This window comes from Streptomyces sp. CNZ301 (genome assembly GCF_004217425.1).
The window spans coordinates 1,251,910-1,267,639 of record NZ_SHLG01000001.1; the positions used below are offsets into that span (position 1 = coordinate 1,251,910).

A 15,730-nucleotide genomic window follows, 5' to 3' on the forward strand; every position below is an offset into this window, starting at 1 on the left:
GTCCGCGGGACCGGCGGGTTACTCCACCTCGTGTGCGCCGGTCGCTGCCAGCGCACGCACCGCGTCGGTGAAGGCGTCACCGCGCGCGTTGTAGTTGACGAACATGTCCATCGAGGCGCAGGCCGGTGCCATCAGCACCGTATCCCCGTGACGGGCCAGCCGCGCCGCTTCATGGACTGCCGCAGCCATCGCCCCAGTGTCGGTCCGCTCCAGGTCCACCACCGGGACATCCGGGGCGTGTCGCGTGAGGGCTTCGTGGATGAGGTGACGGTCGGCGCCGATGAGTACGGCGGCGCGCAGGCGAGGCGCGGACTCCCGTACGAGTTCGTCGAAGGTGGCGCCCTTCGCCAGGCCGCCCGCGATCCACACGATGGAGTCGTACGCGGCCAGGGATGCCTGCGTGGCATGGGTGTTGGTCGCCTTGGAGTCGTCGACGTACGCGACGCCGTCGATGTCGGCGACGTGTGCGATGCGGTGTGCGTCGGGACGGAAGGCGCGCAGCCCGTCCCGTACGGCCGCCGGGGGCACGCCGTAGGCGCGGGCGAGGGCCGCCGCCGCAAGGGCGTTGGCGATGTTGTGCGGAGCCGCGGGAGTGATGTCCGAGACCTCGGCCAGCTCCTGCGCCTGCTCGCGGCGGTTCTCGACGAAGGCGCGGTCCACCAGGATGCCGTCCACGACACCCAGTTCGGACGGCCCCGGGGTGCCGAGGGTGAAGCCGATGGCGCGGCAGCCCTCCTCGACATCCGCCCGGCGCACGAGCTGTTCGGTGGCCGGATCGGCGCAGTTGTAGACGCAGGCGACCTGGTTGCCCTCGTAGATGCGGCCCTTGTCGGCCGCGTAGGCCTCCATGGAACCGTGCCAGTCGAGGTGGTCCGGCGCGAGGTTGAGCACGGCGGCCGAGTGGGCGCGCAGGCTCGGCGCCCAGTGCAGCTGGTAGCTGGAGAGCTCGACCGCGAGCACGTCCGGGGGGTCCTCGGCGAGGACGACGTCGATCAGCGGGGTGCCGATGTTCCCCACCGCTGGGGCACGGAGTCCGGCGGCGCCGAGGATGGAGGCGAGCATCTGGACCGTGGTGGTCTTGCCGTTGGTGCCGGTGACGGCGAGCCAGGGCGCGGGAGTGCGGCGCCCGCCGGACGCGTTCCCGGGCGCCGTTCCGCGCAGCCGCCACGCCAACTCCACGTCGCCCCATGCAGGTACGCCCGCGGCGTCGGCGGCGGCGAAGAGCGGGCTCTGCGGCTTCCAGCCCGGTGATGTGACGATCAGATCGGTCCCGGTGGGCAAGGTGTCCGCGTCCGCGAGCCGTACGGTCACGTCCCGGGCACCGAGTTCGGCCGCACGCGCACGGTGCGATTCGCTGTCGCCGCCGTCGACGACGGTGACCTCGGCGCCGAGGCGCTGCAGCGCACGGGCCGCGCTCACACCGCTGACGCCGAGTCCGGCCACCGTCACACGCCTGCCCCGCATGCTCCCGGCATCCGCGAAGTCCGCTGCGTGCGCGGGGTCTTCGGAGCCCTGGGGATCGTGCCGGTCGTTCACTTGCTGGCCGCCCACCCTGCGTAGAAGATCCCGACGCCGAGGATGGCGCACATGCCCTGGATGATCCAGAAACGGACGACCACCAGGACCTCGGACCAGCCCTTCAGTTCGAAGTGGTGCTGAAGGGGCGCCATCTTGAACACCCGCTTGCCGGTGAGCCGGAAGGAGCCGACCTGGATGACGACGGACATGGTGATGAGGACGAACAGTCCGCCCAGGATGGCCAGCAGCAGCTCCGTGCGGGAGCAGATGGCGAGCCCGGCGAGGGCCCCGCCCAGCGCGAGCGAACCGGTGTCGCCCATGAAGATCTTGGCGGGCGAGGTGTTCCACCACAGGAAGCCGAAGCAGGCGCCCATCAACGCGGCGGCGACGACCGCCAGATCGAGAGGGTCGCGCACCTCGTAGCATCCCGGGCCTGCTGTGAAGGGGTTGGCGCAGGACTCCTGGTACTCCCAGACGCAGATGAAGACGTAGGCGCCGAAGACCATCACCGAGGCGCCGGTGGCCAGGCCGTCCAGGCCGTCCGTCAGGTTCACGCCGTTGGACATCGCGAGGATCATGAACAGCGCCCAGATCACGAAGATGACCGGGCCCAGCGACCAGCCGAAGTCCTGGGTGAAGGACAGCTTCGTCGAAGCGGGCGTCAACAGGCGGAGATTGGGGAAGCTCAGCGCGAGGACCGCGAACGCGGTGCCGACGATGAGCTGTCCGGCCATCTTCGCCTTGGCCCGCAGGCCGAGGCTGCGCTGCTTGACGATCTTGATGTAGTCGTCGAGGAAGCCGACCAGGCCCATGCCGGCGAAGAGGAAGAGCACGAGCACGCCGGAGAAGCTCGGCTGACTGCCTGTCAGCAGCTTCGTGAGCGCGTACGCGGCGACCGTGGCGAGGATGAAGGCGATGCCGCCCATCGTCGGGGTGCCGCGCTTGCTGTGGTGATTCCGCGGTCCGTCGTCGCGGATGAACTGCCCGTAGCCTCGTCTCGCGAGCAGCTTGATCAGCAGGGGCGTCCCGATCAGGGACAGGAAGAGTCCGATGACTCCCGAGAAGAGGATCTGGCTCATACCCATCGGGCGGTGACCTCACCCTCGTTGGTCCCGGGCTCCATGAGCGCGTCCGCGACGCGCTCCAGACCCACCGAACGGGAAGCCTTCACCAGTACGACATCCCCCGGGCGCAGTTCGCTCCGCAAGAGCTCGACCGCCGCCTCAGCGTCGGACACGTGCACCGACTCCTCACCCCACGAACCCTCGTTCTTCGCGCCCATGTCCAGCCAGACGGCCTCCTGGCCACCCACCGCCACGAGCTTGCTGACGTTGAGCCGGACGGCGAGCCGTCCGACCGCGTCGTGCTCGGCAAGCGACTCGTCGCCGAGCTCGGCCATCTCACCGAGCACCGCCCATGTCCGCCGGCCCCGTCCCATCGCGGCCAGCGCGCGGAGCGCGGCCCGTGTCGACTCGGGGTTGGCGTTGTAGGCGTCATTGACGACCGTGACTCCATCGGCGCGCTCGGTGACCTCCATCCGCCAACGCGAGAGCGAGCCCGCGGCGGAGAGCGCGGTGGCGATGTCCCCGGCGGGCATGCCCAGTTCGTGGGCGACGGCCGCCGCGGCGAGCGCGTTCGACACGTGGTGCTCACCGTACAGGCGCATGGTCACGTCACCGCACCCGGTCGGTGTTTGTAGCGTGAAAGACGGCTGACCGCTGTCGGTGAGCCGGACATTCTCGGCACGGACGTGAGCATTTTCCGCCTCGCCGAACAGCAGCACACGAGCACGGGTCCGCTCGCTCATGGCCCGGACGAAGGGGTCGTCGGCGTTGAGCACGGCGACACCGCCCTCGTCTCCCCCGGCCGCACCGTCGCCTGCGGGAGCAGCCGGCGGCAGGGCCTCCACCAACTCGCCCTTCGCGAGGGCGATCTGCTCCCGGCCGCCGAACTCGCCGATGTGCGCCGTCCCGACGTTGAGCACGACGCCGATGCGCGGCGGGGTGAGCTGCGTGAGGTAGCGGATGTGCCCCACGCCGCGTGCGCCCATCTCCAGCACGAGGTGACGGGTGCCTTCCTCGGCGCGCAGAGCGGTGAGCGGCAGCCCGATCTCGTTGTTGAGGGAGCCCGGCGTCCAGACCGTCGGCCCGAGGCGTTCCAGCAGTTGTGCGATCAGATCCTTGGTACTGGTCTTTCCGGCGGAGCCCGTCAGCGCGACGACCTGCGTGCCCAGGCGTTCGACCGCGTGCCTGGCGAGGGCGCCCAGGGCCCGGGTGACGTCGTCGACGACGACGGCCGGCACCCCGACGGGACGGGTGGCCAGCACGGCCACCGCACCCGCTTCGACCGCGCTGCGGGCGAAGTCGTGTCCGTCGGCTCGTTCACCGGCGAAGGCTGCGAAGAGACTGCCGTGGGCCACTTCCCGTGAATCGATGACAACGGGTCCTGTGACCAGGGCGTCGGGGTCCGGTATGTCGCTCTGCTGTCCGTCGACGACAGCGGCGATATCGGCGAGAGATAGGGGGATCATCGGTCTTCGGCGTCTGTCCCTTGGGTCGGGGTGCTGCTGTTCGCGGCCCCCGCGGCAGCCTGCGCGGGGGCCGCGGGAGCCGTGGGGGTCTCTTCCTGCTTGTTCCGGATGGCTTCGCGCAGCACGCGGATGTCGTCGAACGGCCTGACGACCCCCGCGATGTCCTGTCCCTGCTCGTGGCCCTTGCCGAGCACGATCACGGTGTCACCGGGCTCGGCACGTTCGACCGCGAGACGGATCGCGGCGGCTCTGTCCTCCTCCAGCAGTACGGTTCCCCGGTCGTACGCCGGCACTTCGGCGGCGCCCGCGAGCATGGTGGCGAGGATCGCGAGGGGGTCCTCGGTGCGGGGGTTGTCGGAGGTCAGGACGGCGGTGTCGGACAGCCGCGCGAGCGCGGAACCCATGGCGGTGCGCTTGTGCGGATCACGGTCGCCGCCGCATCCGAGAACGGCATGCACGCGCCCCTCGGTGACCTTCCGGATCGCGAACAGGACGGACTCGACGGCGTCGGGCTTGTGCGCGTAGTCGACGATCGCCAGGTAGTCCTGCCCGACGTCGACGCGCTCCAGCCGGCCCGGCACGCCCGGCACGGCGGCGATGCCGTCGGCCGCCGTCTGCGGGTCGATACCGGCGGCGACGAGGGCGGTCAGGGCGGCGAGCGTGTTGGCGACGTTGAAGGGCCCGGGGATCGGCGCGGCGGCCCGTACGGACTCGTCCTTCGGCCCCACAGCGGTGAAGGTCGAGCCGAGGGGCCCCACCTCGACGTCCTCGGCGCGCCAGTCGGCGTCGGGGTGGCCCTCCGCGGAGAAGGTCGTCACGGGGACCTCGGACTCGGTGATCAGCCGCTGCCCGTACTCGTCGTCGAAGTTGACCACGCCCGCGCGTGAGCGCGCGCGTGTGAACAGCTGCCGCTTCGCCCGGAAGTAGTCCTCCATGTCCGGGTGGAAGTCCAGGTGTTCGGGGCTGAGGTTGTTGAAGACGGCGATGTCGAAGATGCAGCCGTCCACGCGGCCGAGCACCAGCGCGTGGCTGGAGACCTCCATGGCCACCGCCGTCACGCCGCGTTCCCGCATCACCGCGAAGAGCGCCTGGAGGTCGGTGGCCTCGGGGGTGGTGCGCTCGGACTTCAGCCGGTCGTCCCCGATGCGGGACTCCACGGTGCCGATGAGCCCCGTCAGTTCGTCCGTCTTGGCGGCGGCCTCGCGGAGTCCGCCGTCCACCAGGTAGGCGGTGGTGGTCTTGCCGGAGGTGCCGGTGATGCCGATCTGGAGCAGGCCCTTGCCCGGCTCCCCGTAGATCGCCGCGGCCAGCGCACCCATACGGGCGCGGGGGTCCGGCACCGTCAGGACCGGCAGCCCCGTGTCAGCGGAGCGTTCGGTACCGGCCGGGTCGGTGAGCACGGCGACCGCGCCGAGGCTGGCGGCCTGCGAGGCGAAGTCGGCGCCGTGGAAGCGTGCGCCGGGCAGCGCCGCGTAGACATCACCGGGCCGCACGGCACGTGAGTCGTGGGTGATGCCGGTCACCGGGGCCTCCTCCGCGCCCTGTGGGGCTGCGGTGTTCAGCCGGCGGGCCAGCTCCGCGAGGGGAACGGGCCGTACCTGTGCGGGCCGCGGCGTGCCCGAGGTGACGTTCGTGGTCGTCCCGGGGGCAGCCTCCGCGGAAGGCGGGACTGGGCGGCCCTCCGCCGAGGGCGAGAGGGAGTTCTGATCAGCTTGTGGCACGGCGGTGAGCGTACCGGGCGGGAGGGCTGTGCCGCGAAGCGAGGGGCGTCACGGAGGGGCGTCGCCGGGCCTCCGTGACCCGCTCCCGGCACGTTCGGCGGGACGGCGCGACGGGGGCCTGCGGGCCGCTTTCCCGGCTCATCGCTCCGTCTCCGAGCGGTCCTTCCCGGCTTTGACGGGCAGCGGGTCGGCCTTTGCTCCGGTCGGGGGGATCTGCAGCGACTTCAAGGCGAATTTCATGACCTTCTTGTAGACGGGGCCGCAGACGTCGCTCCCGAAGTAGCTTCCCTTCTTCGGGTTCTGGACGGCGCAGTAGACGGTCACCCGCGGCTTGTCGGCGGGAGCGAAGCCCGCGAACGACGAGGTGTACCCGCTGTACCGGCCCGTGTCGGGGTCCACCCGGTTGGCCGTACCGGTCTTGCCCGCGACCCGGTAGCCGGGGATCTTCGCGGTCGTGCCCGTCCCCTCCATGTCGCTGACCACGGACTCCAGCATCCTGGAGAGGGTCTTCGCGGTCTTCTCGCTCACCACGCGGCGGTGGCCCGGCTCGGGTGCCGCCGTGAATCCGCCGTCCGGGCCGGTGGTTCCCCGTACGAGCGAAGGCACCTTGCGCACGCCGCCGTTGGCGATCGTGGAGTAGATCGACGCGGCCTGTACGGCGTTCAGGGAGAGGCCCTGGCCGAAAGGGATCGTGTACTGCTGGGAGGCGCTCCACTTCTCGGGCCGCTCCAGAATGCCGGAGGACGCGCCGGGCAGCCCCAGGCCCGTGGACCTGCCGACGCCGAACCGGCTCAAGTAGCGGTGGAGGACGCGATTGGCCTCCTTCTGGTCCTTCCCCAGCTGCTCGGTGGCGAGGATCGTCCCGATGTTGCTGGACTTGGCGAGGACGCCGTTGAGCGTGAGATGCCAGGTCTCGTGGTCGATGTCGTCGGCGAAGGAGCGGTCGGCGCGCTTGAGGCGGTTCGGCACCGTCACTTCGGTGAGAGGCGTGGCCTTGCCCTCCTCCAGGACGGCCGCCATCGACATCACCTTGCTCGTCGAGCCGGGCTCGTAGATGTCCTGCGCGGCTGCGTTGCCGAGGGCCAGGGGGTCGGCGCGTGAGATGTCGTTCGGGTCGAAGTCCGGGGCGCTGGCCATGGAGAGGAGTTCACCGGTGCGGGTGTCCTGTACCACCACGTAGCCGCTGTCCGCGTCGGAGTCCTCGACCTGTTCGCGAATGGCCTGCTGCGCGGCCCACTGGATGTCCCGGTCCAGGGTGAGCTGCACGTCGGCGCCGGCGCGGGCCGGGTGTTCGCGTACGCCCGCGGTGGGGACCTGGCGGCCGCCGGACTGGGCGTAGGTGATCTTGCCGTCCTTCCCGGCGAGCTTCTTGTTCAGCAGGGCCTCGACGCCCGCGCCGCCCTTCCCCTCGGAGTTGACGAAGCCGAGCACGGAGGAGGCCAGTTCACGGTTGGGGTAGATGCGCTTGGGGTGCTTCTCGCGGTAGACGCCCGCCAGGACGTCCGCCGCTTGACCGGCGCCGCCGTCCGCGGACTTCTCCGACTCGGCGGCGGTGCCGGCCGAGCCCGCCGGCCGTCCCGCCTCGGCCGCCTTCGCGGCGACTTCCTTCTTCAGCTTCTTGATCCGCGCCCAGGTACGCGGCGTCTGCTGGCGGGCGAGGAGCACGTAGCGGGTGTTCTTCTTCGCCAGCTTCTGGGTGAGCTGCTGCTCGTCCTCGTGGAGCACGGGTGCGAGGAGGGCGGCGGCGCGCTCGGGGGCGTCCGTGACGCCGGTCTGCTTACGGGTGAAGAGATACGGGTCCGCCGTCACGTCGTAGGCATCGACGGTCGTGGCCAGCGCCGCGCCGTCGCGCGAGGAGATCGTGCCGCGCTCGGCCGCGAGCGGCACGGTGATGTAGCGGTTGACGGCCGCCTTGTCGGCGAACGCGCTGGCGTCGACGGCCTGCACCTGGAGCAGCCGTGCGGTGAAGGTGAGCATGATCGCGGTGAGTCCGAAGGCGATCAGCCGCAGCCTCGGCCTGGCGCGCGCGAGGCGCAGATGACCGCCCTGTGCGGGAACGGCAGGCCTGGTGCCGCCGGAGGCCTTGGCGGGCCTGCCGGGCTTGGCCGCACTCGCGGACCTGACGGTCCTGGCGAAGTCCGAAGACCGGGACTGCTTGGCGGACTTGAAGGGTTTGGGGGACTTCGCGGCCTTGGCGGACCCGGGCTGCGAGGACTTGGCGGACCTCGCGGAGCTCCCGGCCTCGGGACGGCCCGCGGAGGGCTTGCCCTCGCTCTTCCCGCCGCCGTCGCGTCGAGGCCCACGGGGACGTTCGCTCACCGCTCCTCCTGCTCGGGGTCGCCGGCGGCGGGCTGCGGCTTGCCCTTGACGGTGCCGTCGGGGGCCAGGAACGCGGGCGTGCCGCCGGGTACGAGGCCCAGTTCGCGGGCGCGCTTCTCCAGCGAGCCGGGAGCGGAGTAGGAGTCGACCTCCTGCTGGAGCGACTGCTGTTCGTCCGTCAGCTCGTCGGTCTGCTTCTCGAGCTTGCTCAGCCGGAACGAGCCCTGGTTGACCGCGGCGTTGAGCAGCAGCAGCCCCAGCAGCCCTGCGCCCAGTATCAGCACGACGAGCAGCACGAACGGCGTGCGGGCAGCCGTCGAGGGGCCGGCCGGTACGAGACGGGCGAGCCGGGAAAGCCGCTGCTGTGCACTCACGAGGTGTGCGCCTCCCTGATGCGCTCCGCGCCGCGCAGCCGGGCCGGTGCGGCGCGGCGGTTCTCGGCGATCTCGTCCTCGGTGGGGAGTTCGGCGCCGCGCGTCAGCAGCTTGAGCCGTGGCTGGTACTGCTCGGGCACCACGGGCAGCCCGGGCGGCGCGGTGCTCCCGGCACCGGCGGTCAGCACCCGCTTGACGAGCCGGTCCTCCAGCGAGTGGTACGACAGCACGGCGATGCGCCCGCCGACCGCCAGCGCGTCCACGGCCGCGGGCACGGCCCGCTCCAGGACGTCGAGTTCGCCGTTGACCTCGATGCGCAGCGCCTGGAAGGTCCGCTTGGCGGGGTTGCCCCCGGTGCGCTTGGCCGCCTGCGGCAGTGCGTCCCGGATCACTTCCACGAGCCTCGCGCTGTGGCTGAAGGACTCCCTCTCCCGTTCCCGTACGACCGCTTCGACGATGCGCCGGGCCTGCTTCTCCTCGCCGTACGCACGCAGCACCCGCACGAGTTCCCCGGGCGGATAGGTGTTGAGGACGTCCGCGGCGCTCGGGCCGTGCGTCTGGTCCATGCGCATGTCGAGGGGGGCGTCCTGCGCGTAGGCGAAGCCGCGCTCCGCCTCGTCCAACTGCATGGAGGAGACACCGAGGTCGAACAGCACGCCCTGCACACGCGGGACGCCGAGACGGCCGAGGACGTCGGGCAGTTCGTCGTAGACGGCGTGCACGAGGGTGGCGCGGTCGGCGTACGGGGCGAGCCGCTGCCCGGCCAGGCGCAGCGCCTCCCGGTCGCGGTCGAGCGCGATCAGCCGGGCTGCCGGGAAGGTCGAGAGCAGGGCCTCGCTGTGGCCGCCGAGGCCGAGGGTGCAGTCGACGACGGTGGCGCCGGGCTCGGCGAGGGCCGGGGCCAGCAGATCGAGGCAGCGCCGAAGCATGACGGGGCGGTGCCGCTCCCCTGGAGGTGCCTGGGAGGAGTCACTGAAGGAATCGCTGAAGGGGCCGCCGCCGGCGGAGTCCTGACTCACGGCCATCTCCGAGGCTCCGACAGGCCCTTCGCGGGCGGGCTGCTCTTCGGTCGTCATGCGCCCTTCCTGCCCACGTGCTGCTTGGTCCCCGCCCGCTCGAAGGGGAAGAGGCCGGACGGAACCGGGGAAGGGAGCACCGTACGGCCAAGAGCGGGAGGAGGCCGAGCCGCACGTACGCGCCTGCGCACTCGGGGAATCGGAGTCCCTGGAAGCGTCCCGCCTCCCACTTCGCGCCACTTTAGTCCACTCGTCCCTTCGGTCAACCAGCGCCGTGGCGCGTTGACCCGGGGGTACGGCCACCTGTGGAGCACGTCACAGAAACGGTGGAAAGCCCGATTGGTCCGCCACGGAAGGGAGCCTGGCGCGCCTCGGCGGTCTAACGTCGTCACATGTCGACGCACCAGCGGCACGCTCAGCCGCCCTCCCAGTCCCCCGCCGGCGACCAGCACCGTCCCGGAACCGTCACCGACCGACTCGTCGAAGCGAACCAGACCTACGCGGCGAGGTTCACCGACCCGGGCATGGACGCCCGTCCCGTCCTCAAGGTCGCCGTCGTGGCCTGCATGGACGCCCGGCTCGACCTGCACGAGGCCCTGGGGCTCGAACTCGGCGACTGCCACACGATACGGAACGCAGGCGGCGTGGTCACCGACGACATCATCCGCTCACTGACCATCAGCCAGCGTGCCCTCGGCACCCGTTCCGTCGTCCTCATCCACCACACCGGCTGCGGAATGCTCAACATCACCGAGAACTTCCGGCACGAACTGGAGCTGGAGGTGGGGCAGCGGCCGTCGTGGGCGGTCGAGGCGTTCCCGGATCTGGACCAGGACGTGCGGCAGTCCATGGAACGTGTGCGTACTTCGCCTTTCCTCCTGCACACGGACGACGTGCGTGGTTTCGTCTTCGACGTGAAGACGGGGCTGCTCCGCGAGATCGATCCGGAGATCACCGCGGAAGCCTGACGCGAAGACGCGTGGGCGTGAAGAATGCGTGTACAGGCACCAGATGAGCAGAGCGGGATACGGGGCGACGGGCCGAGGAGGGCCGGGTGACGACCTTTGACGAGCGAGCGGATCTCAGCGATCTGAGCAGCACGGCGGACCGGGTGCGCCGCTCGATGGAGTCGGTGATCGAGGGGAAGCCCGAGGTCGTGCGGCTGTCACTGACCGTGCTGCTCGCCGAGGGGCACCTCCTGATCGAGGACGTGCCGGGCGTGGGCAAGACCATGCTGGCCAAGGCCCTCGCCCGGTCCGTCGACTGCTCGGTGCGGCGCATCCAGTTCACGCCGGACCTGCTGCCCTCGGACATCACCGGGGTGAGCATCTACGACCAGCAGCGACAGGACTTCGAGTTCAAGCCGGGCGCGGTCTTCGCGCAGATCGTGATCGGTGACGAGATCAACCGGGCCTCCCCCAAGACCCAGTCGGCGCTGCTGGAGTCGATGGAGGAGCGCCATGTGACGATCGACGGCCAGACGTACGAACTGCCGTCGCCGTTCATGGTCGTGGCGACCCAGAACCCCGTCGAGATGGAAGGCACCTACCCGCTGCCCGAGGCGCAGCGGGACCGCTTCATGGTGCGGGTGTCCATCGGCTACCCCAGCCCGGCGGCGGAGCTGGAGATGATCGACGTGCACAGCGGTGCGTCGCCCCTGGAGGATCTCCAGCCGGTGGCGCACGCGCACGAGATCGGCAAGCTCATCGACGCCGTGCGCGGCGTGCACATCGCCGAGCAGGTACGGCGCTACGCGGTGGAGCTGGTCTCGGCGACGCGTTCGCATCCGGAGCTCCGGCTGGGCGCGTCGCCCCGTGCGACGCTGCACCTGCTGCGTGCGTCGCGGGCCGCGGCCGCGCTGGCGGGCCGTGACTTCGTACTGCCGGACGACGTGCAGTCGCTGGCGGTGCCCGTGCTGGCGCACCGCCTTCTGCCCACCTCCCAGGCGCAGCTGAGCAGACGGACAGCCGAACAAGTGGTCACGGAGATCATTCAGCGCGTGCCCGTCCCGACGGCGGCTCCGGGTGCCGCGGGCGTTCCGCCCCGCCCGGACGGTTACGGACAGCAGCCGCCGCGGGGTTACTGATGTCCGGCAGCCCCGCGCCGCGCGGGGGGTCCGCGGGACGGGCGGCCTTCGGCAAGGCCTCCGGAGGCGGCGGCAAGGCGGACCGCCGCGAGCAGGAGGACGGCGGCGCGCGGGACGGGAAGCAGCGCGGCCCGCTGCGCACGGCACTCGGAGGGCTCACCACCCGCGGACGGTCGTTCCTGGCGGCGGGCATGGCCGCGGCGGTCTGTGCGTACGTGCTCGGCCAGGCGGATCTGCTGCGGGTGGGGATGCTGCTGGCGGCGCTGCCGCTGGTGTGCGTGCTGGTTCTGTACCGCACGCGCTACCGGGTGGCCGGCTCCCGCAGGCTCTCCCCGGCGCGGGTCACGGTCCGCTCGGAAGCGCGCGTGCACCTGCGGATGGACAACGTCTCGCGGCTCCCGACGGGACTGCTGATGCTGGAGGACCGGGTGCCGTACGTGCTCGGGCCCCGGCCCCGGTTCGTCCTGGACCGGGTCGAGCCGGGCGGCCAGCGCGAGGTCTCGTACCGGGTCCGTTCCGAGATGCGCGGCAGCTATCCGCTGGGGCCGCTTCAGCTGCGCCTGACCGACCCGTTCGGGATGTGCGAACTGACGCGCTCCTTCAGCACGTACGACACCCTCATGGTGGTGCCGCGGACCGTGGCGCTCCCCCCGGTCCGCCTCACCGGCGACGCCACCGGTTACGGCGACGGACGGCACCGCTCGCTCTCGCTCGCCGGCGAGGACGACGTGATCCCGCGCGGCTACCGGCACGGCGACGACCTGCGCCGCGTCCACTGGCGCTCGACCGCCCGCTACGGCGAGCTGATGGTGCGCCGCGAGGAGCAGCCGCAGAAGGCGCGGTGCACGGTGCTGCTGGACACCCGCCGCGGCGCGTACGCCGGTTCGGGCCCGGACTCCCCCTTCGAGTGGGCCGTCGCGGGCGCGGCCTCGGTGTGCCTGCATCTCCTAGAGCGCGGCTACGCGGTCCGGCTGCTGACGGACACGGGGACGATGGTGCCGGGGCCCGAAGGCGTCGGCTTCGCCGGGGACTCCTCCGACACCGCCGGGCTGCTGCTGGACACCCTCGCTCTCCTCGAACAGTCCGACCAGGAGGGGATGTCGTACGCCTACGACATGCTGCGTGGAGCGGCGGGCGGGCAGGAGGGGCTGCTCGTCGCGTTCCTCGGCGAGCTCGACGAGGAGCAGGCTGCCACTGTGGCGCGCATGCGTCAGCGTACGAACAAGGCGGTGGCCTTCTGCGCCGCGAGCTCGCCGGACGGCACCGACGAGAAGCAAGTGCCGCAGTACGAGCGTGAGTCGGCGCCGGAGAGCGGCGCCCCTCCGCACGGCCACGGCCCCGGGGACGAGGGCATGCCGGCCGGAGCGCGGACGACCGTGACGGTGCCGCCGCCCACGGCGGACGCGGACGAGGAGTCTCTGCACGCGCTGCGCGAAGCGGGATGGACGGCGCTGCGCGGCGGTCCCGGTCTGGCCATGCCGGAGCTGTGGCAGGAAGCGGACGACGCGACCTTGGGGAGTGTGCAGCCATGAGCGGACGGGGACGGCTCGCTCTGTGCGCCGCGCTGGCCACGCTGGCCGCGGCCTTCGCACTGCTGCCGCTGGTGGAACCGGCGACGTGGCTGCTCCAGGCGGCGCTGCTGCTCGGAGTGCAGACGCTGGTGGGCGCCCTGGCCCGCCGGGTGCCGCTGGCGCGTCCGCTGACCCCGGCGGTGCAGGCGCTGGTCTCGCTCCTGCTGCTGACCTTCTTCTTCGTACGCGACGAGGCGTTCGCCGGGCTGCTGCCGGGGCCCGCCGCCTTCGCGGAGTTCGGGCAGCTGCTGGCCCAAGGCGGGCACGACGTGGGCCGGTACGCCATACCGGCACCGGTGACCGACGGCATACGGCTCATGCTGGTGGGCGGCGTCCTGCTGATCGGTCTGCTGGTCGACGCGCTGGCGGTGACGTTCCGCAGTGCTGCGCCCGCCGGGCTCCCACTGCTGGCGCTCTACTCCGTGGCGGCCGGGCTGGCACGGGACGGCGCCGGCTGGCCGTGGTTCCTGTGCGCGGCCGGAGGCTATCTGCTGCTTCTCCTCGCCGAGGGCCGCGAACGGCTCTCGCAGTGGGGGCGCGTCTTCACCGACCGCGGACGGCCCGGCTCCCCCGCCTACGAACCCGGCGGCGTCGAGGGTCCCGCGACCGCTCCGGTACGCACCGGGCGGCGGATCGGCGCGCTGACGCTCGGTCTCGCCCTGGTGGTGCCCGCGGTGATGCCGTCGCTGGGCAGCGGCCTGCTGGACGCGGCACGCAACGGCAGGGGCGGCCTGGGCCAGAACGGCGGCACCGTCTCGGCGGTCAACCCGCTGGTGGCGCTGCAGGACAGCCTCAACCAGGCGGAGGACCGCACCGCTCTGAGCTACACCACCAGCACCCGGAGCACCGAGGAGATGTATCTGCGGATCGTCGCCCTGGACCGGTTCGACGGCTCTTCGTGGAAGCCGTCGGAGCGTCGCATAGACGCCGTGCCGGACCCGCTGCCCGCGCCGCCGGGGCTCTCACCGGACGTGCGGACGGAAAAGGTCCGCAGCAACGTCGTTGCGGCCCCCTGGTACTCGCAGAACTGGCTTCCGATGCCGTACCCGGCCAACCGCGTGCGCCTGGAAGGCCGTTGGCGCTTCGAGCCGGAGGGCCGCACCCTGGTCGGGGACCGTGGGCAGACCACACGGGGCGAGCGCTACCAGGTGGAGAGCCTGCTGGTGGAGCCGACGCCGCGTCAGCTGCGCCGGGCGCCGGAGCCGGCGCCCGCGGTCACCGAGGAGTACACGAAGGTGCCCGATTCGCTGCCGGGTGTCGTGGAGCGGACCGCCCGCCAGGTCACGGGCAAGGCGTCCAGCGACTACGAGCGGGCGGTGCGCCTTCAGGACTGGTTCGCGTCCGACGGCGGTTTCACCTACGACACCCGTGTACGTGCCGGCAGCGGCTCCGCGGCGATCGGCAACTTCCTTGAGCAGAAGGAGGGTTTCTGCGTCCACTTCGCGTTCACGATGGCGGCCATGGCGCGCACGCTGGACATCCCGGCGCGGGTGGCGGTCGGCTTCACCCCTGGCACCGCGGACGCCGAGGGGCGGATGAACGTGGGCCTCAAGGACGCGCACGCCTGGCCGGAGCTGTACTTCGAGGGCGTCGGCTGGACGAGGTTCGAGCCGACGCCGACACGGGGCACCCCGCCTCCCTATGCGCAGCCGGAGACTCCCGACCCCCGCGAGAACCCCGCGGAGCAGCTTCCCGACCGGGGGCAGAGCGCCGAGCCGTCCCCCGTGCCCTCCGAGTCGGAAAGCTGCGACGCGAACGCGAAGCGGCTGGACCCGCAGTGCGGCCAGACCGCACCGACCCCGGACGGCGGGAACGGCGACGGCGGCTTCCCGTTGGGCACCGTCGCGGGCGTCACAGCGGCGTCGCTGCTGGGGCTGGGGCTGCTGATGCTGCCGATGCTGTGGCGGGTGCGTACGAGATCGAGACGGCTCGGCGACCGGGCCGGCCCGCCGCTGCCGGGCAAGGGCGCGGACGGCGCCGTCGTGCTCGGTGCCTGGCGCGAGCTCGTCGACAGCGGCTGGGACTACGGGGTGGTGCCCGAAGAGTCGGCCACGCCGCGCAAGGCGGCCGAGCGCATCGTGCGGATCGGCGATCTGGGGCCGGACGCGGCGGAGGCGGCGTTCCGGGTGGCCCTGGAGGTCGAGCAGGTGCTGTACGCGCCGCGGCCGCGGCCGGGGTCCGGTGTGCGGGCGGACGTGCTGCTGGTTCGGGCTGCCCTCCGGGACGCGGCACCTCGCAGCCTGCGGCTCCGTGCACTCCTGCTGCCGCCCTCGTCCATCCGGGTGATGTGGACGGTGACCCGGGCCGCTACGGCGGTCCGGGACAGGTGGCTGGGCGCGCTGCGGGTCCGCTTCGCGAAGTAGCGCCGCGAGGGGCGTCACGGTGGGAGACGGGCGGATTCCGCCGCCGTGACGGGAGCGGTCGCGTGCGAGCCGGCCAGGGAGCCGGAGCACGGCCGGCTCGGAGCCCGGCCGCCCCGGTGCCCGTCAGTGGCCGTCCTCCTCGCCGGTGGCGTCGGCGGCCGGCCCTCACGGGCGGCCGGGACGGGCGGCCCGGACCGGTCCTCAGGAGGGGCCGGCAGGTCCCGGAGGCGAC

The 15,730-nt window shown here is 71.9% G+C and carries 11 protein-coding genes; 4 read left to right on the forward strand and 7 right to left on the reverse strand.

Annotation, left to right across the window (positions count from 1 at the left end; translation table 11 throughout):
* Nucleotides 1-18: 18 nt before the first annotated feature.
* The 7 genes from murD to rsmH form a co-directional block, all read right to left on the reverse strand.
* Nucleotides 19-1,464: a UDP-N-acetylmuramoyl-L-alanine--D-glutamate ligase gene (gene murD / locus EV375_RS05660; RefSeq protein ID WP_130301635.1), complete on the reverse strand. Its 1,446-nt coding sequence runs from the start codon at nt 1,462-1,464 to the stop codon at nt 19-21.
* Nucleotides 1,465-1,532: 68 nt separating this feature from the next.
* Nucleotides 1,533-2,597 carry a phospho-N-acetylmuramoyl-pentapeptide-transferase gene (gene mraY, locus EV375_RS05665; protein WP_130301636.1) on the reverse strand — a complete coding sequence of 355 codons (1,065 nt, stop codon included), beginning with the start codon at nt 2,595-2,597 and terminating at the stop codon, nt 1,533-1,535.
* Nucleotides 2,594-4,048: a UDP-N-acetylmuramoyl-tripeptide--D-alanyl-D-alanine ligase gene (locus EV375_RS05670; RefSeq protein ID WP_130298470.1), complete on the reverse strand. Its 1,455-nt coding sequence runs from the start codon at nt 4,046-4,048 to the stop codon at nt 2,594-2,596. The genes mraY and EV375_RS05670 overlap by 4 nt, the downstream gene beginning before the upstream one ends.
* Entirely contained in the window at nt 4,045-5,769 is a 1,725-nt protein-coding gene (locus EV375_RS05675; RefSeq protein WP_130298471.1) for a UDP-N-acetylmuramoyl-L-alanyl-D-glutamate--2,6-diaminopimelate ligase, read from the reverse strand. Before EV375_RS05675 ends, EV375_RS05670 begins: the two co-directional genes overlap by 4 nt.
* Before the next feature lie 138 nt (nt 5,770-5,907).
* Nucleotides 5,908-8,088, reverse strand: coding sequence for a peptidoglycan D,D-transpeptidase FtsI family protein (locus tag EV375_RS05680; RefSeq protein WP_207227987.1), 2,181 nt, complete (start codon nt 8,086-8,088; stop codon nt 5,908-5,910).
* A complete protein-coding gene (ftsL, locus tag EV375_RS05685; RefSeq protein ID WP_130298472.1) occupies nt 8,085-8,462 on the reverse strand; it encodes a cell division protein FtsL in 378 nt (125 codons plus the stop codon). The genes EV375_RS05680 and ftsL overlap by 4 nt, the downstream gene beginning before the upstream one ends.
* On the reverse strand, nt 8,459-9,391 hold the full coding sequence (rsmH, locus tag EV375_RS05690; protein WP_486588700.1) for a 16S rRNA (cytosine(1402)-N(4))-methyltransferase RsmH: 933 nt from the start codon (nt 9,389-9,391) through the stop codon (nt 8,459-8,461). The genes ftsL and rsmH overlap by 4 nt, the downstream gene beginning before the upstream one ends.
* Nucleotides 9,392-9,870: 479 nt before the next feature.
* Here rsmH and EV375_RS05695 point away from each other — a divergent pair, with 479 nt between their 5' ends.
* The 4 genes from EV375_RS05695 to EV375_RS05710 all read left to right on the forward strand — a co-directional run bounded on the left by EV375_RS05695 (nt 9,871) and on the right by EV375_RS05710 (nt 15,498).
* The gene (locus EV375_RS05695) at nt 9,871-10,446 is read left to right on the forward strand and encodes a beta-class carbonic anhydrase (RefSeq protein WP_486588307.1); all 576 of its coding nucleotides are present in this window, start codon (nt 9,871-9,873) and stop codon (nt 10,444-10,446) included.
* Between the two features lie 86 nt (nt 10,447-10,532).
* Nucleotides 10,533-11,564 (forward strand): AAA family ATPase, encoded by a 1,032-nt coding sequence (locus EV375_RS05700; RefSeq protein WP_130298473.1) that lies wholly within the window; start codon nt 10,533-10,535, stop codon nt 11,562-11,564.
* A complete protein-coding gene (locus tag EV375_RS05705; protein ID WP_130298474.1) occupies nt 11,564-13,096 on the forward strand; it encodes a DUF58 domain-containing protein in 1,533 nt (510 codons plus the stop codon). The genes EV375_RS05700 and EV375_RS05705 overlap by 1 nt, the downstream gene beginning before the upstream one ends.
* Entirely contained in the window at nt 13,093-15,498 is a 2,406-nt protein-coding gene (locus EV375_RS05710; protein WP_130298475.1) for a transglutaminase TgpA family protein, read from the forward strand. Before EV375_RS05705 ends, EV375_RS05710 begins: the two co-directional genes overlap by 4 nt.
* Nucleotides 15,499-15,730: the final 232 nt, after the last annotated feature.